At 44.1% G+C, this 20,405-nt stretch carries 13 protein-coding genes and 1 pseudogene; 5 read left to right on the forward strand and 9 right to left on the reverse strand.

The features are described from left to right. A pseudogene (locus PLH26_RS03030) lies at positions 1–471 on the reverse strand (hypothetical protein); the annotation flags it as partial. Positions 472–691: 220 nt separating this feature from the next. Here PLH26_RS03030 and PLH26_RS03035 point away from each other — a divergent pair. Then, positions 692–925, forward strand: coding sequence for a hypothetical protein (locus tag PLH26_RS03035; RefSeq protein WP_324584507.1), 234 nt, complete (start codon positions 692–694; stop codon positions 923–925). A gap of 2 nt (positions 926–927) precedes the next feature. Beyond that, complete coding sequence (locus PLH26_RS03040; RefSeq protein WP_324584508.1) at positions 928–1,221, forward strand: type II toxin-antitoxin system RelE/ParE family toxin; 294 nt, start codon at positions 928–930, stop codon at positions 1,219–1,221. A 76-nt stretch (positions 1,222–1,297) separates the two neighbouring features. Here the strand turns inward: PLH26_RS03040 and PLH26_RS03045 are convergent, their stop codons facing one another. Next, on the reverse strand, positions 1,298–1,804 hold the full coding sequence (locus PLH26_RS03045; protein ID WP_324584509.1) for a hemerythrin domain-containing protein: 507 nt from the start codon (positions 1,802–1,804) through the stop codon (positions 1,298–1,300). A 246-nt stretch (positions 1,805–2,050) separates the two neighbouring features. Next, complete coding sequence (locus PLH26_RS03050) at positions 2,051–4,144, reverse strand: glycoside hydrolase family protein (protein WP_324584510.1); 2,094 nt, start codon at positions 4,142–4,144, stop codon at positions 2,051–2,053. A gap of 496 nt (positions 4,145–4,640) precedes the next feature. Here PLH26_RS03050 and PLH26_RS03055 point away from each other — a divergent pair, with 496 nt between their 5' ends. Next, positions 4,641–6,101, forward strand: a complete 1,461-nt coding sequence (locus tag PLH26_RS03055; protein ID WP_324584511.1) for a TlpA family protein disulfide reductase — start codon at positions 4,641–4,643, stop codon at positions 6,099–6,101. Positions 6,102–6,272: 171 nt separating this feature from the next. Here the strand turns inward: PLH26_RS03055 and PLH26_RS03060 are convergent, their stop codons facing one another. From PLH26_RS03060 to PLH26_RS03080, 5 genes are all read right to left on the reverse strand, one after another. Then, complete coding sequence (locus PLH26_RS03060; RefSeq protein ID WP_324584512.1) at positions 6,273–7,508, reverse strand: thioredoxin family protein; 1,236 nt, start codon at positions 7,506–7,508, stop codon at positions 6,273–6,275. Positions 7,509–7,565: 57 nt separating this feature from the next. Beyond that, positions 7,566–9,845 (reverse strand): hypothetical protein, encoded by a 2,280-nt coding sequence (locus PLH26_RS03065; protein ID WP_324584513.1) that lies wholly within the window; start codon positions 9,843–9,845, stop codon positions 7,566–7,568. 283 nt (positions 9,846–10,128) lie between these two features. Further along, entirely contained in the window at positions 10,129–11,547 is a 1,419-nt protein-coding gene (locus PLH26_RS03070) for a redoxin family protein (RefSeq protein ID WP_324584514.1), read from the reverse strand. A gap of 575 nt (positions 11,548–12,122) precedes the next feature. Beyond that, positions 12,123–13,046 carry an NAD(P)-dependent alcohol dehydrogenase gene (locus PLH26_RS03075; protein ID WP_324584515.1) on the reverse strand — a complete coding sequence of 308 codons (924 nt, stop codon included), beginning with the start codon at positions 13,044–13,046 and terminating at the stop codon, positions 12,123–12,125. Positions 13,047–13,120: 74 nt separating this feature from the next. Then, positions 13,121–15,907 (reverse strand): family 78 glycoside hydrolase catalytic domain, encoded by a 2,787-nt coding sequence (locus PLH26_RS03080; protein ID WP_324584516.1) that lies wholly within the window; start codon positions 15,905–15,907, stop codon positions 13,121–13,123. 100 nt (positions 15,908–16,007) lie between these two features. On the opposite strand from PLH26_RS03080, the gene PLH26_RS03085 reads away from it, so the two are divergent. Next, the gene (locus PLH26_RS03085) at positions 16,008–17,183 is read left to right on the forward strand and encodes an acetyltransferase domain-containing protein (protein ID WP_324584517.1); all 1,176 of its coding nucleotides are present in this window, start codon (positions 16,008–16,010) and stop codon (positions 17,181–17,183) included. 91 nt (positions 17,184–17,274) lie between these two features. On the opposite strand, the gene PLH26_RS03090 is transcribed toward PLH26_RS03085, so the two are convergent. After that, complete coding sequence (locus tag PLH26_RS03090) at positions 17,275–17,847, reverse strand: fasciclin domain-containing protein (RefSeq protein WP_324584518.1); 573 nt, start codon at positions 17,845–17,847, stop codon at positions 17,275–17,277. Between the two features lie 282 nt (positions 17,848–18,129). Here PLH26_RS03090 and PLH26_RS03095 point away from each other — a divergent pair, with 282 nt between their 5' ends. Continuing rightward, a complete protein-coding gene (locus PLH26_RS03095; protein WP_324584519.1) occupies positions 18,130–20,403 on the forward strand; it encodes a monovalent cation:proton antiporter family protein in 2,274 nt (757 codons plus the stop codon). Positions 20,404–20,405 lie beyond the last annotated feature (2 nt).

A 20,405-nucleotide genomic window follows, 5' to 3' on the forward strand; every position in this document is an offset into this window, starting at 1 on the left:
CTGGAAAGGCCGGGTTTCGGGATTGATCTCATCCCCCTGACCGGGCTTAAAAGTTTGATGATTGCCTTTTTTGGTTTTTTTAAGCCTGCCAAAAATTTCTTCCAGGCTTTTTTTCCGTATTCCCTTTTCGGTTTTGGGCGTGATGCTGATAGAGCCGTTCTGCCTGTTCTCATCAATGTATCCTTTATCTCTCAGCTCGTCAATAAAATCACCCATGCCATACCCGTCATCGGTGAGCTGGTATTGTTTGTCTAACTGCGTAAGCCAGTTCAATGCTTCTCCGGCATCTCCATTGGTATAAGTGAGCAATTGCATGAACAGGTCGAGCAATTGCTCAAACCGGCTTTTGCCGTTCTGCCGCGGATCATATAGTGAAAAATGGAACCCTAACATATCAACTCCTTCTTTTTTAATAAGCGCATTGCATGAGGTAAAACCCGAAGCAGGAAGCGGGTTGCATGGCGTGGTCAATCGTTGAAGCAGTGTATTTTAATTTTACCTCTTACAGTTGCCCTGCAATTTAAGACATTCGCGGCAGATAGAAATGCGGTGTTTTTATACAGCAGCCCTATCTTGCCGGAATAGCTAATCACTCATGGATTTGCATTAATGCTACGTGTTCAGCTGAGAAGTTATGGTTTATGTTTTATTCTATGATTTTTAAAAGTTAAATTTGTAAAAACAGGAATATATGGCAAGTGTATTAGATAAAGAACTGATACAATATTTTGTAAAGCTCAACGAGCCTCAAAAGAGGTCTTTGCTGGAAATGATGAAGTCGTTTTTGACACCTGAAAATGCCATAAAACAGGAAGCCATAACCGTTGAGCAATACAATAGAGAACTGGACGAAGCAATGGAACGTATGAGCAAGGGAGCGTTTACGACATTGGAAGAATTGGAGAAAGAAATGAGAACATGGTGAAGATGCGGAAAGTCATTATTGACAAAGAAACCGGGATTGCACTTCATCGGGCATACGCCTACATAAAAAAAGATTCGCTGCAAAATGCTGAAAAAGTCCGGAAGAAAATATTATCCTCCATCAAAATGCTGCCTAAAGACCCTGAACGGCATGCGCCGGATAAATATCGTATAGATAATGACGGCTCTTACAGGGCATACGAAGTTTATAAATACCGCATTACATATCATGTTGGTATTTCTGAAATACGTATAATACGGATACGGCATACAAAAATGAATCCGGTAGAATATTAAATGCTGCAACTTAAAGCAGCTACTACTGCACGATAAATAATTCGGGGCTGTTTTGAGTTTAAAGATTAATTGTAATCTACTGAGCTATGGTGTCATAATCATAACCGGCCCTGGTAAGCGCTCTTTTGGCTGCTTCCAGCGCAAAAGCTGCCGGGTGATGCGGGTGCACCGGCACTTCCGAAACATGCGCAAGCTGTTCCAGAAGTTCGTCGGTTTGATTTGTCGTGAGTGCTTCACATATATCGTACATGCCGCCGGGCTCTTCTTCTGCTATATCATGCCTGTCTAAAACATGCCGCAGCACTTTTATCAGCGCCGGCGTGGGCGGGGGCACCATTAAAGCAGTTATTGCACCATGGTCAAGACGGAGCTTTGCGGCAAGCGGCACGGGAATGCCTCCATTTGCTTTTTGCGCCGCCGGAAAAAGGATCTTCTCTTCCATTTTGATATGGGTCAGCAGCCCCGCACGGAACCGGTGATAATATTCCATCTGAATTTCACCGGGGTCTGCGGTTGCCAGGTCTAACAATTCATCAATCCGGCGATGGTCTTTTGTGAAAAACTGGTATAGTGGTTTGTTCATGGATTTATAAATAATATGATCCTTTTAAAGGTACAACAAACCATTTTAGGTATGCCTGTTTGTACATCCGGGTACTTTTTTAAATTGCTGTGCAGTGTGCCGGAAAATATTTATTCAGGTAAGAAAAGATGATAAAATGTATATTGATGTTTTTGTTTTGCGGGACGGAGTCCCGGGAGAACATAGGCTATACAAAGTCCGGGGACTTTGTATAGCGGGGATAGCGGGATTGCCTGTACCTGCTCATCAATCAGACAACTCCAGCAACGCTTTGCCATACCGATCCAGCATACGGTTATATCCTTCTGCCGCCGCGCCGCTACCCCAGGAGAAGATGGAGAACTCACCAATCCCCCCGCCCGCCGGCGTAGGTTTACCTTCATGCCCGTAATTCTCCATCATGAAACCATAATCGGTTGCGTTGAAAAATGGCCATTTCGCTTCCCATTGAAGTTTGGTTTTGGTATTTTCAGGGCTGTAGATCATCAAAAACGAAGCCCTCATAGCTGCAAGTCCACGTTGTATATATTCCTTAACGTTTAATGTTTTACCATAGTTCACAATCAATTCCGCAAACAGGCTTTGTCTTGCATCAATCCAATCGGCATCGTAATTCATTACTCCAAACCCTCCTATGGCATCCACATAGATAAACGGTGGTTGCCAGCTGGCCTGGGTCATCAATAGTTCATCCAGGGTGCGCTGCCCATATTGGAGATAGCTTCTCTGTCCCGTTATGCGATAAGCATCCAGCAATGCTTCTGCCGTCCAGGACATACAAAAATTATTTTGTTTGTACATGTTGTTGCGTATAATCTTTTTGCCTTCCAGGCTATCGCGGCCAAAAGGGCTGCAGGACCAGTAGGTTTCAAAATCTTCCCATTGCCCGGTTAAGAGATTATGTTGTATAACCGCCGACAGAGCTTTCAGGGCAGCCTTCTTGTATTTCTCCTCTTTAACAATGCCGTATAAGCGCAATAGAAAGCTAACTGAAAGAGAAGTTTCGGGTGACCGATTTAAATGTGCCAGCGGTTGCAGGGTCTTCAGGTCCAGCCAGGCAGGGAAAAAACCGGTTTTGTCCTGAATACCCAGCAATGCATCTGCATAGGTAATAGCATAGTTCAGCAGGCGCTCGTCTTTTTCCAGGTCGGTATACCAGATCAACATCTGGTTAGCTGTAAAGCTCATATCCAGAATATGATAGGGAGCCAGCCTGGCGTCGCGGAAATACGGGTTACGGTCGGAATTGCCGAAAAAACGGGTAGACCATCCTTTCGATCGGTTATAGTATTTGCCATCGATCAAAACCTTCTCCATTTCTGTTCCGATCAGCCCAGGGAAAAAACCCCGTGTTTGCGGAAATGCCAGTGCAAGCTCTTTGGTTTTCCGTGCATACTCAAGCCATGCAGGAACCTGGTGCCGCCTGGCATACCGGTATAATCCGGCTGCCGACCGAAGCGAATTAAACCAGGCCTGATTCCAGATGGAACGGAATTCCCGTTCATCTACCTCACCCGGATAATTCGGACTTTGGGTTACATTTACAATAAACTGGGGTGCGCCAACAGTTTGTCCATTCAATTCAAACTCCTGCCATACTGTTGGCTTCCAATTTACAAAAGCCCAGTCGTAAGCACGTTTGCACTGCAGATCAAGGTCAAGAGGAGCGGTAACTTTTATATCATCCCATGCTTTTTCACCCCAGTTCTTCCAGAAAAAAGACAGGATAGGGCGCCAGGGATCTGCTACTGTTTTATCGGGTGCCTTATGGATCATCAGGTAACATCCGAACCGAAAAGTTCCGGGCGGATAAACACCCCCGGGCGCCCGGACAAAAGCCGTATGTTCCGGTACATCCGCGAGGCTCATACCGAGGGTAAGCCTGTTCTTTGGTGCATCCAGATCCATATACCAATCCGGTCCCTGGTTCTTTGACAATATATCCGGGTCCGGGATAACGGCCAGCTGTAACCGCCCTTTTGTTACCAGCATAGCCGGCGTACGAAAAACATGCTGGTTGATAATATGATCGGGCGTTGGGGTAAGATGAGGCGCCCAATGGAAATCGGGTTGAAATGCCGGGATGATCTGCAACTGCCAGTCGTTCTGTTTAAGGGTATCTTTTAGCACCCAATCCATTTGCAGATGGAATAAAGTATCTGACAATTGTTCTAGCCTCGTTACAGGTTTATAGTTCCCGAGCGGCTGGCTGTTGATGGACTGAATATAGGCACGGAGTGGCGCCGGAACCTGTATAGATTGGGAAACCCCAACCGTAACCGGCAGAAAGAAAAAACAGGTTATCAATGAGCGGCTGCAGATCCGAAAAAACAAATGCATGGATGAAAAGCTGGTTATTAATCTGTAATCAAATATCCGGCAATTTAATTCATTAAGCTTTATCAATCTTTCTGCGCCGGCTTTTACTTTATGCAATTAAAATAAACGTGCTGACACAGGAGGCATCTGTGCCTTGCGTATCGATGTCCAATCTTGTGCTCCCTGATAATGAGGGTTATTTCAGATGCTCCGTTCGCCTTTTATAATAATTCCTTGATGCGGCGGTAGTCTTTTGTGAAAAATTGATATAGCTGCCTGTCCATGGGTTTTTAAATGATGCGATACTATTGATGTTTTCGTTTTAAGTCAGTCACAGGATTAACAATGAACTTTTGTATATTTACCCGGTACTTTTACATGTCATAAATATTTCATCCCGAAGTTAAGAACCTGTCATCAACACAAATGCTCCAGCGTCAGGGCATATTAAATCATCAAAATGCAGCGATTGCTATTAATTTTAATCGGTTTACTCTCCCTTTGTGCGGGTAAGCATATGCCTGATCCCAGAGTAATAATAACAGGTAAAATAACAGGAACAATCCCTGACCGAATAGAATATACCCTGCCGGTTAATGGCATTACCTATTTTGGGTTTGAAAATTCGGTACAACCTGACACTTTGGGTAATTTTAAAATATTTCTTTCTATAGAAAAAGCCTGTTTTATAGAATTGTCAAACGGGTATGACGCCTATGGAACTGTAATTGCCGAGCCCGGAATGAATTACACGCTTAATATCAATACTGAAAACAAAAAAAAAGGCTTTGTTATTGCGTGTAAAAGCAAAGAAGGGCAACAGTTGTACAATCAAAATATTAACCGAAGCATGATCACCGGGAATTTTGAGGAAGCAGCAGCAGAATACAGGAATGACTCTAACCCGGACAGGATTAAGGAAAGCATTAAAAAAAGACATGAAACTGAAATCGCCAAATATAGGAAATTGCTAAGCGCCGGTGTTATTTCAGAAGATTTTTATAATCTGGTAAGTGCAGACAGGTCTTATTTTTATGCCGGCGCCCAAAGCAGTGTAGCCTTATTGAACCATCTGCTCAGCGAAAGAAATTTAAATACTTTAGACGTACAAGCGTATTCTATCTTATGGGGTGAAGTTTTTGAGGACTATCCTGTTTCTGATCCGGGCCTGATGCGTTCTCCCTGGTTCTTCTATTTTACACAATCCTATTTGAGATATAAAGCGCTAATTGAAAATGGCATAAACTTCAATACATTATCAGAAATAAGAAAGCAAGGGTTAATCCATACACATAATATCAACATCGCCAGGAAGTACTTGTCGGGAACACAACTTGAGTATTATTATGCTGCGTATCTTTATTACGAGGCAGCCAATAAGAATTATGAAAAGGAACTTATTGAACTTTTTGAGGATTTCAAGGATCACTATGCCCTGAGTGAATATACCCATTTTGTAGAGTCTGAAATCATTCCAATCATTACATTTCACAAAAAGCAAAACGAGGCGCCAAATGAAAGAATACACGTTTTGGATAGCTTCGAAAGCATCAGTTCTCTTAAAGAGGCGGCAAAAAAACTGGATGCAGAAAGAGTTTATGTAGATGTTTGGGCAACCTGGTGCGGCCCGTGTAAAAAAGAGTTTACACACAACAGCGCATTATATGAACTATTGAAAAAAGAAGGGATTGCCATGCTTTATGTGTCAGTAGACAAAGATGAAAAGCACGGGAAATGGATGGAAATGATGAAATACTATCAGTTGGAGGGGTATCATGTGAGAGCAGGCAGCAAGCTCATAGATGATTTACAGCGATTACGGGGCGGGGATGCCTTTACCATTCCATGGCATATCTTAACTGACGGAGACGGAAATGTTCTTATGAAATACGCGGGTGCACCTTCCGCTATACAAACTTTAGAAAAACAGTTGAGTGAAAGCCGGCATGTGCCGGACGGCAATACATATGCTGAATGATCTTGCGGGAAGGGACCCGGTTTTAGCTGATGTTGTACAAATAAAGATAGCCGGGATGATGCGATATATTGATGCTTTTGTTTTGCGGGACAGAGTCCCGGGAGAACATAGGAGATACAAAGTCAGGTTACTTTATATAGCGAGGTAACTGTGCACATACCATAGATCAAATTACATTGATCCTGTTTTCTGTTCAAGCTTTCTTATCAGCCCGGAAAATTTTCCCGGCATCAGTTCTTCGCCCCTTTTTGCCCAAGCCAACGCATCTTTTAGCGCTTGCTTTTCGGTGGAGGGCAGGTGTGTGAAGGCTTCTGCCGCATCGAACAGGGGAACGCTGAGCTCCCGTGAATATATATTTATCCGGTACTCTTTTTCTTCTTCAAATGCAGCAATTTTTGCACTGTCCGTTTCTCCATTTATAAATGATTGTGCCTTTTCAAACCGGTGTTTATCTTCCCTGCGGATACTGTCAACCGGTATGGAAAGGAGCCCATCGGTAAAGAGATAGCCCACCTTTTTGATACAGTCGTAATCTCTGACCAAAATGCCGTATTTCAAATCGAGGATATTTAGCAATGTCTTTTCCCCCTTTCCCAAACCATCTAATTGATCCGCGAATTTTCTTAACGTTAAATACTCCGGTAATCTCTTTTCTGACAGAGCGGTACCGGCCCATGTCCGGACTATTCTGTCGAATAAGAAACCGGTAAGTTTAGCCTTAGAGTCTGCTGTCAGTTGGTCGTAATGATCAATAAAATACGCTGAGAATGCGGTTTGCGTTCGTGGCATATACTTTAAGAGGTAAAGAAGTGTAGAATCCTGACGGAGTTGTTCATCCGTCAGAATATTAAAATAAGCATCCAGCACCCCGCCGTTATTCACCTGCATTTCCGCCAGACGGTTAAGATAGAGACGCAGAAACGAAGAATCGCGATTACCTTCATCGAAGATTTGTTTCAGTTTACCCATATTATTGGGATCGGCTTCCTGTTTCTGCGCTTCCTGAACAAGATCCATAAAACCAGCTTCATCTCTTTCTCCTGTATGTTTGTAAATAAGATAACCATCACTGTTCACAAACAAAAAAGTAGGGTAAGCGCTTACTTCATATTTCCGGGCAATATCCACCCCTTCTCCTTTTTCGGCATCAATCTTATAATTCAGGAAAGCTTCATTGTATTTTTTGCCTACAGCCTGTTGGGTGAATATAAATTGCTCCATGTATTTGCAGGGGGCGCACCAGTCGGTAGATACATCAATGAAGATCATTTTATCAGCTTTCCGGGCTGCCTTGAGCGCCTCCTTCCAGGCGCCTTTGTAGAATTGTATTCCTGTGCTTACGCCTGTTTGCGCCAGTAAGGCCATCACGTAAATTGTAGTAAAACAAAGAGAAATGATCTTTTTCATTAGTTGGATTTTTTAGTGTGTGTATGCTGATCAATTATTTCGGATCAGCCCATATTACTATCTGACTGTAAAATTAACCTTAGCGCTACCCAATAGTCCACTCTGACCGACACCCTCCACTATACCGGTAAACCGGGATCGAATATCGGAACAAAAAAAGCTGATAACAGCTTCCCCGTTCGCACCTGTAATGATCTCCGGGTCTTGGGCGATCACATTGCGATTGTCGGGCAAGGAACGATCCTCCACATCATAATCGGGTTCATAGAAGACTTTGCTTTGATAATAGCCTTTTACTATTGCCATTTTGAATTTTTTCAGTAGCTCTTCTTCGCTGTATTGAGGATAGTGATAAGTAACCTTTCTGATCTCGTTGGCTGTGAAAGAGTAAGGATGGTGGAAAACCCGGCTCCTTTTTGACTCTGTCAGCTCCGAATAAACAACGCCCTCTACCGGCCTGGTTCCTTCACTACATGCAGGGCAGTTCAATACTCCACAGGCGCCCACATAATCAGTATTGTTCTCATATTTAGCAATACTGTCTAAGTACCCCAGGTATTTATCACGGCTGCTATACCCCTTCCCTTTTATGATCACTTCGGCAAGCGTTTTACCGTACTGCAAAAGATCGCTTGTATCAGGGGAGCTTTCCTGCACTGATATCTTTTCACTAAACACATCATCCGCAGTAAGTGTTTTGTTGAAAGAATCTAAAGTATCAAATGGATTATTGACCGTTATACCGTATTCATCATCAGAGAAATATTTAACAAAAAAACGGGTGCCGATAGTTAGGTTTTCAGGTGTAAGAAAAAAAGATCTTTTATCATCTGTGACCCCAACCTGTGTTATATTTTTATTATAGTTGAAAAACATAACGGGTACCGGTTGTGTGCTTTTGGTTTGTTTTCTTAACGGAGATAAAAAGGCGGGGAGGCTGTCGGAAGGTAATATCGCTCCACTTAAAGACGGATCTTTCAAAACTGCTTCATTCCATATATATTTTCTCCAGCCCTGTGTTAAAAGCAAAACATCCAGATGTTTCAAGCGATCCTTATTGCTACTGTCAAAATACCAGGAAGGGTCATAGATCCTTCCTCTTAACTGGCTGGACAAGTAACAATAGTTGACTATGTTGCTTGTGTTGCCGGGGTTGCCAAAGATTTCATCATATACCCGCATATTCAGTATTGACGGCACCGCATTTCCATTCTCATCGGTTGTCTTGATTTTCAGGGATACTTTTTCTTTGGGGGCAAAGCGTTCTTTTTCCGGGCTTACACTTATGCTGAGTTTTTTTTCCGGATGAACATACACCAAACGCTCTGCCAATGGTTGCAGTTGCTCATCAAACAGGGTTGCTTCTGCAATGCCCTGCGGGCAGTTGGCTATGGGGATTTTTATAATAAGGCTGTCTTTAAGCGCCCCGGCTGCTATCGCCTGTACCATGCCTCTTATCTGTAGCCTGATAAATATCTTTTTCTTATTCGTATAGTTGGAGCCGAGCCTGAAAACAAGGCTGTCTCCTTCATTTTTGAGCAGGCTCATCACTATTCCACTGTCTCGGATATCAGTAACCGGGAATATATAATTGCTTTTGTTTTTAAGCACTATGCTAAACTTCGCTCCTCTTTCGGGCGTAAACACAAAGCTACCCATACCCGCATGGGCCGTTGTAAAGTTAACAATAGGCGCATTGTCCTTTAACAGGGAGCCGGATACGTCGGCAAAAGATCCGTCCTTATTAACAGCCTTAAACGCTACAACGCCTTGCAGACCGGTAACAAGATTTCCTCCTTCTGGATATATTCCAAACTGGATGTCTCCATTTTGTCCTTCGACGGTTTTTGTAATACCGGTACTTTTATTCCTGATTCTCTTCAGGTCGCTCACTAATCTTACCCGTACTGAAGAATAGAATCTTTGCTTATAAAAGAAAGCGGAGTGAACCGAATACGCTTCTAATATATAATCGCCTTCGGGTAAGGTTTGAGGCAAGTACACTTTACCGGAAGATACGCCGTTGCTATTGACAGGATACATTTCCCGCCATACCGTGGTATCTTTTTCTCTGCATTTTAATTGAACATACAGGGTTTTATCAAGACCGGATGATGTAAAGTCCTGCGCATTCAATACAAATGCATTAAACCAAAGATCCTCGCCGCACAAATAGGTTTCTTTATCTGGCCGTATATAAACGATAGTCATAGGATCGCCTGTAGCTAACCGTTCTGCAAGCTGATCCATCTTGGTATCGGGAGCCTGGCAAAGAGCATCATACGGGTATGCAATTGCTAAAGCTAAAATAATTATATGTGTAATAAAATACTTCATGTCCTGTTTAGCTTTATTCGCGCCTCTTGTGCAATCTCCCGTACGGTCAATCAACCAGTTGGCTGATTTTGTTCTGAATAAAAGCTAAATTAATATATCAACTCCTTCTTCCATCATCAATTTTGCTGGCTTTTACTACCCTTTAAGGTAGTTCTTTTAGCCGTTCTGTTATAAGAGTGCAGCTTCAGTTTGTTATCAAGTGATGAAGTCGTAAGTTTTATTTTGGGTCTGGATTGCTTATACACAACATCTAATCGTTATTAAATGTATTTCCCGCATTGTACTATTCTTGCAGCAGCTCATTAATTTGTTTTTCCACTTCTGCTTCCATGCTTGGTCTTGGTGCAGATGCTGAAGCGATACGCCCATTTTTATCAATCAGTACATAATGCGGCACACCATGAACTTTGTAATTTTTCGCAATCTTACTGTTCGTGGACCCATTGCTATCTATAAGCTGTATACCTTGCATTTTCATTGCTGCTACCTTTGCCAGCCATACATCTACTTTTGTATCAATTGATATCGTGATCATTTCAACATCCTTATTCCTGAATTTTTCTTTGAGGCGTTCCAGGTAGGGTATTTCTTTAAGACAGGGTCCGCACCAGGTTGCCCAAATATCCAAATACACAACTTTTCCCTTAAAGCCGGAGAGTTGTACCGGTTTCCCTTTGGTATCAGGCAGCTTAAAAGCGGGCGCAACAGCGCCCTTCGAAAGAGAGCCTATTGAGGCTAACTGGCTTGAATATAATTTTTTAATGACGGGTAGAAGATCTGTATTGAATTTTTCCTTTCTGAAGTCCGTAATAAAATCATCTGCTCCCGCCAGTTGCATGGGATATTCGATATAGTAATTGATCCTGTAATACAGGTTATAAGCAATCAGTCTTGACCGGTACCGGCTTTCTTTGAAAAGATCTTTTATGATCTTATTTTCTATAACATACTCATCCATATTTTTTAGGGCAGTATCTTTTTCTATAGCATGCGTGCGCAATATCCTGATCAGGTTATTCATCATCATGATATCCGTTATGGTTGCGAAGCCTATGTTGGGATTATTAAAATTCACTTTATCGAGATACTTCAATTCGTCATCTCCATTTACTTCCGCTGCTCCCTCGCTTTTAATAAAGTTAGCTATGCTGTTCATTATGCTTGCATTGCCGCTGTATTGTGTCATTATCGGGTATAGCTTAGATCTTGTGATTATAGACAGGGTATGAATATCTTTTATTAGCTGTTTTTGGGGATGTGTAAACGTTGAAAAAAAATCTTCTGAACGATCCACTAAAAATTGGGTTAAGGTATTATAGTCCGGGGATGTTCCCGAAAATTTCTTCCTCATTTCCGTCTCAAGCCGGATCAAAAATGTATTGTAGTTTTCTGCTCCGCCTTTTATTACCAGGTGCTTCGTGTCTTTTTCAATATAAATAGTATCTCCCGGGAAACCAATTAGAAAAGGGGTAAAGGTGTCAGGATCTATTGTTCGAAGTTTAAAATATACCGGCTCCGGCGATTCGAATTTAAACCCGGCTTTATTCTTTTTTAGCCGAAGCGTATCACCGGTATAAGTGAAGTCTTTCCAGTACCCGATAATTATCTCGTTGCCGTATCCATTCACCGTCGCCTGTATAGTGATTTGCGAATGAGCCATTGACGACCAGAGCAGGCATAATACTAAATATAATTTCTTCATAAATGTTACGAATATTTAATAGTGAATGGTGTATATAGAGTAATAACGATATTATTATTGCCTTATAAACGTATGCTATAAGAGCTAACATAACAGCCGATTTTAAGTGTGAAGGATAAGTTTGATATAAATGTATAACTATAAATTTAGTTTTATAACTATTTTTATAGTTTTTAAAAAAGCTGACTCCTGTTATTTCGTTGTTTCCTGATTAAAGCAACAACGCAACACCTTTTTGTTCAAATCGGTGTGAGGGAGGTGAATCAAGGCTTATGGGCTCAAAGAAATCCTTAACAGAAATTTCCATGTCAGGTAATATTTTACTGCTGGCTATAAAGTTATATTAATTAGGAGATCACTTCGTTTCCAAAGTATCAATAACTCCAATAGACTTCTATGGAGACGCTGGTTTGAATTTGTCGCAGCAAGTAAAATATTTATGAGGTAGTACTTATTCAGTCCGGAAAAGATGGTAAAACGTATAATAGTGTTTTTGTTTTCCGGGACGGGGTCCCGGGAGAACATAGGGTATACAAAGTCGGGAGAGACTTTGCATAGCGGTCAATTGCGATCCTTTATTCCCCAATTTTTATCACTACATTTCCTTTTTTCCTGCCGGTATCTACATATTGATGGGCGGCAATAATTTCATCCAGTGGGTAAATACGGTCAATTGTTGCTTTGTAATTGCCGGATTCAAATAATGTACGTAAAAACTTCAGTTGTTCCTTTCGTTCTGCAGCCACATCCAGGCCGCCAACTGTCACGTACCTGCCCTTTTCCTTTAATAGTGCTGCACATTGTTTCCTGGTTGTTTTGCCTGCCGCATCGAAAATGATATCGAATTTTTCGGCAGTTTGGGTGAAATCTTCTTTATTGTATAGAATAATATTCTCCACGCCTAATTCCTTCACAAGGGTTTGTCCTTGTTCACTGCAAACGGCTGTTATTTTTGCCTTGTAATATCTGGAAATTTGCAGCGCTGCAGTGCCTACCGATCCGGTAGCTCCATAAATTAAAACAGAAGGGTTTGTTATTTCTGCAATTTTTGCTTTTTCCAAAAAATACACGGCAGACTGGCCACCAAATAAAATGGCCGCTGCTTCTTCAAAGCTCGCGTTACGGGGCTTGAGCGTAACAATACTTTTTTCAGATACAGCAATATATTCTGCATGCGCACTAAATTTGAAACCTGTTAGTCCATACACTTCATCTCCAACGGCGAAATCGGTTACTTTACTTCCTGTTTCTGACACCACGCCGGAATATACCGTACCAAGAATGGGTTTGCGGGGTTTATTGAAACCCAGCACAAAACGCATCACTATTTTAGCGAATCCCGGGATAGCCAGCCCTCTCACCCGTACATCACCGGAATTAACTGCTGAAGCCTTTATTTTTATCAAAAGCTCGTGGCTTCCGGGTCTTGGTTTTTCAACATCGGCAATTTTCAGCACTTCTTCCGGCCTGCCGTATTTGGTGCAGATTACTGCTTTCATGGTTGTTCGTTTTTAAAAGTTAGTGCTGCTGTAGTCAGGCTAATTTTTTTCAACCTCCCCGGGGCGCGGAATGCTCAATCCTGATCCTCAAACCGGTACGTTCCTGCAGGCGCTTCAAATACAATATACCCGTTACTGGTCCCTGTTTTTTTGGCGTAGGATGAATTTACTTGAACCGTTTTTCCCTGCTCATCGGGGAAATAAATGGTTGCCGAGCAATTCGGGGGTATCGTAACTTCGTATACCAGCTTGTTATTTTCGCGCTTCCAGTGGGCTTTGATGTTCCCGGAAGGAGCTTCAAACTCTGCTTTTGCCCAGGTTAACTGCTCTCCGGTGAGTTGGGGAACACGCAGGCTGAATTTTCTGAAGCCGGGGAATGCATCATCCTTCCTGATCCCGGCTACGCCGTCAATATACCATGCCCCCGGATAAAGGTAGGAGCTGTGCAGCAGGGAATGACCCGGAAGATCTTTTTCCCACATCTCCCACATGGTAGTAGCGCCGTTTTCACGCATAAAGCCCCACCCCGGGTAGGTTGTTTGGGAAGTCATAGAATAGAGCAGATCATCGCGTCCTTCCTCGCGGAGCACCTTGAACAACATGGCTCCCCCGGTTATGCCTACGTCAATATGCCCTTCCTGGTTCACCAGGATCTCTTTTTCCAATCGTTTCATTACCAAAGGACGCAACTCTGCAGGCATAATATCGCCGTACAATGCGGCGGCAAGACTTCTCATGCTGTTGTCGGCATAGTTGTGGTCGTTGGCATGATACCAGGTACGGTGAACCGCTTCGCCCGCCGATCCTGCCTGCTGCTCCCATTGTTCCGCCTCTTCATTTCTCCCTATGACCCGTGCCAGCTTTGCCGCCGTTTTGAGGTTGTAGATCCAATAGCAGTTATTGAAAAAAAGGTTTTCATCAGAATTATTGTTCATGCCCTGTTCGGTAGCGTGCGGCCAAAGCCAGTCGCCCAAAAAATCCCACCTTCCTCCATAACGCGTGAGCATATTGTTTTTTACATGGGTATCCAGGAAGCCCAGCCAGCCTTTGATCATATCAAAGTTTTCTTCTACGGCCCGTTTGTCGCCAAGGTATTCATACAGGAACCAGGGCAGTGTAACCACAATGCCACCCCATGCCGGGCCGCCTCCGCCATGATAGGTGGGAGCGGTTTGGGGTAAGATCCCGCCACCCAGGCGGCGTCCGCTTCCAACCTGTTTATGCGCCCATGTGGTATCGTTCATATTGCCAACCATCGGCTCTGTGCCCTGCATGTCGCGCCAGTCCTGCAGCCACTTGGTATAAAATGCGCCCAGCCCGTAATTGAGCAATCCTGTTTCAGAAGTGGCATGTGCATCGCCGCCGTAGCCAAACCGCTCACGTTGCGGACAATCTACTACATAGCCGCCGAGCGATAAATTTTCGAATGTCCATCTTACTGTATTATAGATCCAGTTTTGCAAAGGGTCCGAGCATTCAAAAGTGGTGGTGGATTTGAAATTCGTGCGCACCATCCATCCTTTAATATCCGCTTTTTGCGGAGCCTGCTTTACACCCTGTATCGTCATCCATCTCCCGGAGTTATAGTTGAACCTGTTTTTAAAAGTACCCTCACCGGTGGGTCCTATAATATACAGGTTATGCAGTCCGTAGGTCATATCATCCTGCTGCCGCTCAGAAAAAAGCAGCCGCACCGTGTCGCCGGGGTTTCCTTTAAGATACACCTGTATCCAGCCGGCAAAGTTCACGCCCATATCTGCCCGGTAGGTTCCGTCGGTCCGGTGTTCAATGGAAACCGGCTGTATTTCATCAAACAGTGCATTGGTTTCAACCTGCTGGGCAGAAAGCTCCAGCTTCGGGGTATATACATTCACATTTTTCCATGCATGGTCATCATAGTCCGTTGCATTCCAGCCGGGGATATCCTTATTGGCATCCCAGATCTCACCGCCGTATCCGCCCACGCCAAAGCCCCAGTTACCGATGAGCTGGCTTGGGCTTGAATGTGTTTTCCACGTTTCATCGGTAATGATCCTCGTTATCCGCCGGTTATTTTTCCCCATAATATCGGTCTGGGCGATAACAATAGGCGTGCGGGGCTTATCGGGTGTGGCATAGGGTGCATAAATAGACCAGGAAGTGCCCAGCCATAAGCCAATGACATTCTTTCCCGGTTGCAGGGCTGTTGCTATATCATAGGCGATATAACGGGCGCGTTGGGTATGGTCGGTTACGGCAGGTGCTAAAACATGGGCATCTATTTTTTTGCCGTTAACATACACTTCATGGTATCCTACGGATGCCACGTACAGCACGGCTCTTTCGGGCTTTGTTTTCAGATCAAATGATTTGCGCATCCACGGATCGGGTATTTTATTGCTGCCTTTATAGGGATCATATACTTCATCGGTGCCGATCCATTTTGCTGTCCATTCTTCCTGATCAAACAGCCCGGTGCTGAAATGCGCGGTTTTGCCCGGTTGGGATATTATCCCCTTTTCGTCTTTTACGCTTACTGTCCAGTAATAATCTTTATCAGACAAAAGTGCTTTGCCTTTGTAAGGAATGAGATGCGATTCGCCGGATGGTATCCAACCGCTGTTCCATATATCTGCTTTGTTGCCAGGCTGGTCTTTTGAGGAGCTGACCGTTATGAGGTAAGCCGTTTGTTGCTGGGCAAAAGCCGAAGCATCTGCCGGGGCCAGCTTCCAGCTGAAACGGGGCTGTTTTATATCCAGTGCCGTGGGATGATCAAGGTATTCACAGGTAAGCGCTGCAGGATAGATGCTTGATTTGTTTTGCGCGGAAAGAGTAAAAGAGGCGCCAAAAAGAAAAGACAGGAGAATAAATTGTATACGCATATCGGGTATGATGGTTGAGGCTAAGATAATACTTAAACCTTTGTTCCGGGTTTATGGTCTGTGTTCTTTTGAATTTAAATCAAACGCCTTATCTTTCGGTATGCAGCCAAACCGTTACCGGATCGCATCGGTAGATATCCTTCGCGGTATTATTATGATCATCATGGCATTGGATCATAGCCGGGAATATTTTCATATTACCGCTTTAACTGCCGATCCGCTCGATCCTGCAACTACCACTATCCCTTTATATTTTACCCGGTGGATCACCCATTTTTGCGCGCCGGGATTTGTATTGTTGTCGGGTTTGTCGGCCTACCTTTCTTCGCGCAATAAAGCCCGCAGCACGGCAAGCGCATTTCTGGTTAAACGGGGGGTATGGCTCATTTTTGTTGAAATTGTTATCGTAACATTCGGAATTACATTCAACCCGTTTTACAACTTTATTGTTTTACAGGTTATCTGGGCCATCGGCTGTAGTATGATATTGCTCGGACTGCTTTCTTCGTTTTCGTACAAGGTTGTGCTGGTAGCCGGCATTGCCATCGTTGGCGGACACAATATGCTGGACTATGCCAAACTTCCTCCCGACGGTATTGCAGGCAACCTGTGGACGATACTGCTGACTTCGCCGGGAACTGTTATTCCGTTGAGCAGTACACATTTTATAATGGCTTTGTATACCATCCTTCCCTGGACGGGCGTAATGTGCCTGGGCTTTTGCATGGGAAAATGGTTCCGGAAAGAATTTGATGCCGCGCGGCGAAAACGCCTGCTGGTCATTACCGGTGTATCATTGGTTGGTTTGTTTATTGTATTGCGGCTGGTAAACGGGTATGGCGACCCCCGTTCGTGGAGCGCTGCAGAAAATGGATTGCTTTCCTTTCTGAACACCACCAAATACCCGCCTTCCTTACAATATCTTGCCATGACGTTGGGCCCATCAATACTGTTGCTGGCACTATTGGAAGATGTAAAAGCGCCATGGCTTCATTCACTTTCTGCTTATGGCAAAGTGCCTTTTTTTTATTACATACTGCATTTTTATATGCTGCATGCTTTGGCGGTGATCGCGTTTTTTATTTCCGGACATACAACAGTGGAAATTGTTGATGCGCAGGGGTCGCCATTCTGGTTCCGCCCTTTAAACTTCGGTTATGGGTTACCGGTTGTGTACCTGGCGTGGGCAATAGTGGTGACGGTGTTATACCTGCCCTGCCGCTGGTTTGGTAATTATAAAATAACACACAGGAAATGGTGGCTGCATTATATATAAAGCAAATGAGGCAACTGCTGCGGCCGTTCGTTGCGGGGAGTGCCGTTAAGCTTAAGGCTGAGCGGTAACAATTACCTGCATCCTTCCTTTGTTATTTTTCCGGCGGCAGCAGTACTGCATCTACCACATGTATGATACCGTTTGATACCGGAACAGAGGCTGTGATGCTGGCTCCGTTCACCATAGTTTTTCCGTCTTTAACCGTAATGCTGATATTGTTTCCATTGGCCTGTCCGAAAGTTTGCCCATCGGTAAGCGTTTCGGGCTTCAGCACACCAATGTATACGTGGTACTCAAGTATGTTGCGGAGATCATCTTTTTTTTCGGGTTTGAGCAATGCGGCTAAAGTGCCTGCCGGCAGTTTGTCGAAGGCGGCATTAACAGGCGCAAACACGGTGAACGGGCCGGCATTGGAAAGGGCGTCTACGTATCCGGCTGCCTGCAGCGCTTTTACCAGGGTAGTATGATCGGCGCTGACCATTGCTGTTTTTACCACGTCTTTCCGGGATTCGTCATCTTGTACGGCCGACTGTCCGCTTTGTACAGCAGCAGAACCTGTGGCTGCAGAAGGAGCTTTCGTTGTGCCGGCTGGGTCATTGGCGCATGCAAGCCATAAAACAGTGCCGGTGAGCAGCGCCGCAAAGGGCAAATAATTTTTTTTCATAATTGTGTCGTTGTTGTGTAAGTGAAGGGTTCCACACGTCGTGTGCGAACGAAAACGGCTACAAAATAAGATGTGCGAACGGGGTTGGTTATGACGATGGTCATATTGCAGAAGGATATCGGTCACACTTCTTTTCTGATACCGGCATCGCTGTACGCTTCGATATGGCAGCCGGTTTATGTTTTTGGGGACAACCGCCTGCTCCGGTAGCATATTTACTGGAGTTTTTTAAATATTTTTGCGTACATTAAAAAATTCACAAAAGCTTGTAAATAATTATTGATGGGGCATTTACCAAAACTGATTGAGGATTTAGCGCTTATTTTAATGGCCGGGGCCATTGTAACCTTACTGTTCAAAAGAATTAAGCAACCGCTGGTGCTGGGCTATATTATTGCCGGCTTCCTGGTGGGTCCGCACTTTCATCTTATACCAACAGTTGTAGATAACGAAAACGTAAAAACCCTCGCAGAGATCGGCGTTATCTTCCTGCTGTTCAGCCTGGGACTGGAGTTTAGCTTTAAGAAATTAATGCGTGTAGGCGGGTCGGCCTCCATAACTGCTTTCGTTGAGATAATGTTTATTACAATTGCCGGTTATTTTTTGGGTAAAATACTCGGCTGGTCTACCATGGACAGTCTTTTTTTGGGCGGTATGCTGGCAAGCTCCTCCACCACCATTATCATCAAAGCTTTTGATGAGCTGGGTATAAAAACAAAGCAGTTTGCCCGTATTGTATTTGGCGTGCTGGTGGTAGAAGACATTGTTGTTATATTGTTGATGGTGTTGCTTTCAACAGTGGCCGTTACCCAGCAGTTTGAAGGAGCCGAGATATTGCTGACCATTTTAAAGCTTTTGTTCTTTCTGGCCCTGTGGTTTATTACAGGGATATTTCTTTTGCCTACTTTCCTAAAAAGAGCAAAGAAGTTAATGGATGAGGAAACGCTGCTCATCCTTGCTATCGGCTTATGCCTGGGGATGGTGGTATTGGCGACCCAGGTTGGTTTTTCGGCCGAACTGGGTGCGTTTGTTATGGGGTCTATCATAGCGGAAACCACTTTTGCCGAAAAAGTAGAACATCTTATCAAACCGGTAAAAGATCTGTTCGGGTCTGTATTTTTTGTGTCGGTGGGCATGATGATTGACCCTAAAGCTATGGTGGAGTATGCATGGCCGATATTTTGCGTAACCCTGCTCACACTGTTTGGGAAATTGTTCAGCACTACGCTTGGGGCGCTTCTTTCAGGCCAGCCGCTTAAACAATCTGTACAGGTAGGTATGAGTATGGCGCAGATAGGAGAGTTTGCATTCATTGTGGCTACGCTGGGCCTGTCGTTGGGTGTTATCTCCGATTTTCTTTTCCCGGTGGCGGTTGGTGCCTCTGCTATGACCACATTCACAACGCCCTACCTCATTAAGTTTTCGGAGCCTTTTTATACCTCGGTTGCGAAATTGCTCCCCGGCAAATGGGTGAACAGGTTAAACAGGTATTCTTCCAGCACACAAAATATACAGGCCGAAAGCGACTGGAAGATCGTATTGAAAAGTTATGGCAGGATCGCGCTCATCAATGGTATTGTTTTGCTGGCACTTATATTGGTTTCGTCAAATTTTCTTCTTCCTTTTATTCGTGAAAGAGTGGAAGGTGAAACCTTAAGGATCATCATCGTTCTGGTTATATCGCTGGGCACCGCCGCTCCTTTTATGTGGGCACTTATGGCAAAGCGCCCCAATAACCAGGCCTACAAAGAGCTTTGGATAGACAAAAAGTACAACCGCGGTCCGCTGCTGATCGTTGAAATAGCAAGGAATATCCTGGGTGTTCTGGTTATCGGGTTTTGGATAAACAGGCTGGCATCCACGCAGGTAGCCCTTCTGGTGGCTATACCCGTAACCATACTGGTACTGATTATCTTCTCTAAGCGCATTCAGAAATTTTACCAGCGCATAGAGAGCCGGTTCATTACCAATTTCAATGCAAGAGAAACGGCAGCTGCAAACGGAGGTTCTAACGAAGCCAATATTTTACGCAGGAATGTTGACTTTCAATCGGACCTTGTGCCCTGGGATGCGCACATAATAGAAATGGAAGTAAACCCTCACGCCGAATACGTAGGGAAAACATTGCTTGAGCTGGCCTGGCGCGAACGTTACGGGGTCAATATTGTTTACATTAAACGGGGCGATAAGCTGATACATGTTCCCGGACGGCACAACAGGCTTTTGCCTTTTGACCAGGTGGGCATTATTGCTACCGACGATCAGATCCAGGTTTTTAAACCTGTATTTGATGCAACAGAAAGCGTAATACCTGATGAGGCGGATGTGAATGATATTTCGCTTCAAAAAATACTGGTTGACGAACATACGAAGCTGAAGGGCTCAAACATCCGCAATTCGGGATTGCGGGAACGTACAAACGGCCTTGTTGTGGGCATACAGCGTGAAAAAGAAAGGATATTGAATCCCGATTCCTCCACCGTTTTTGAATGGGGGGATATTATATGGATTGTGGGCGACAGGAAAAAAATATTGCAATTCAACCAGGAGCAATAACT

It is taken from the genome of Agriterribacter sp., assembly GCF_035444585.1.
GTDB lineage: Bacteria > Bacteroidota > Bacteroidia > Chitinophagales > Chitinophagaceae > Agriterribacter.

What these genes read in the sequence shown, in the direction of transcription:
- PLH26_RS03035 (WP_324584507.1), top strand. Translation starts at nt 692, where the DNA reads ATGGCAAGTGTATTAGATAAAGAACTGATACAATATTTTGTAAAGCTC.
- PLH26_RS03040 (WP_324584508.1), top strand. Translation starts at nt 928, where the DNA reads ATGCGGAAAGTCATTATTGACAAAGAAACCGGGATTGCACTTCATCGG.
- PLH26_RS03045 (WP_324584509.1), bottom strand. Translation starts at nt 1,804, where the DNA reads ATGAACAAACCACTATACCAGTTTTTCACAAAAGACCATCGCCGGATT.
- PLH26_RS03050 (WP_324584510.1), bottom strand. Translation starts at nt 4,144, where the DNA reads ATGCATTTGTTTTTTCGGATCTGCAGCCGCTCATTGATAACCTGTTTT.
- PLH26_RS03055 (WP_324584511.1), top strand. Translation starts at nt 4,641, where the DNA reads ATGCCTGATCCCAGAGTAATAATAACAGGTAAAATAACAGGAACAATC.
- PLH26_RS03060 (WP_324584512.1), bottom strand. Translation starts at nt 7,508, where the DNA reads ATGAAAAAGATCATTTCTCTTTGTTTTACTACAATTTACGTGATGGCC.
- PLH26_RS03065 (WP_324584513.1), bottom strand. Translation starts at nt 9,845, where the DNA reads ATGAAGTATTTTATTACACATATAATTATTTTAGCTTTAGCAATTGCA.
- PLH26_RS03070 (WP_324584514.1), bottom strand. Translation starts at nt 11,547, where the DNA reads ATGAAGAAATTATATTTAGTATTATGCCTGCTCTGGTCGTCAATGGCT.
- PLH26_RS03075 (WP_324584515.1), bottom strand. Translation starts at nt 13,046, where the DNA reads ATGAAAGCAGTAATCTGCACCAAATACGGCAGGCCGGAAGAAGTGCTG.
- PLH26_RS03080 (WP_324584516.1), bottom strand. Translation starts at nt 15,907, where the DNA reads ATGCGTATACAATTTATTCTCCTGTCTTTTCTTTTTGGCGCCTCTTTT.
- PLH26_RS03085 (WP_324584517.1), top strand. Translation starts at nt 16,008, where the DNA reads ATGCAGCCAAACCGTTACCGGATCGCATCGGTAGATATCCTTCGCGGT.
- PLH26_RS03090 (WP_324584518.1), bottom strand. Translation starts at nt 17,847, where the DNA reads ATGAAAAAAAATTATTTGCCCTTTGCGGCGCTGCTCACCGGCACTGTT.
- PLH26_RS03095 (WP_324584519.1), top strand. Translation starts at nt 18,130, where the DNA reads ATGGGGCATTTACCAAAACTGATTGAGGATTTAGCGCTTATTTTAATG.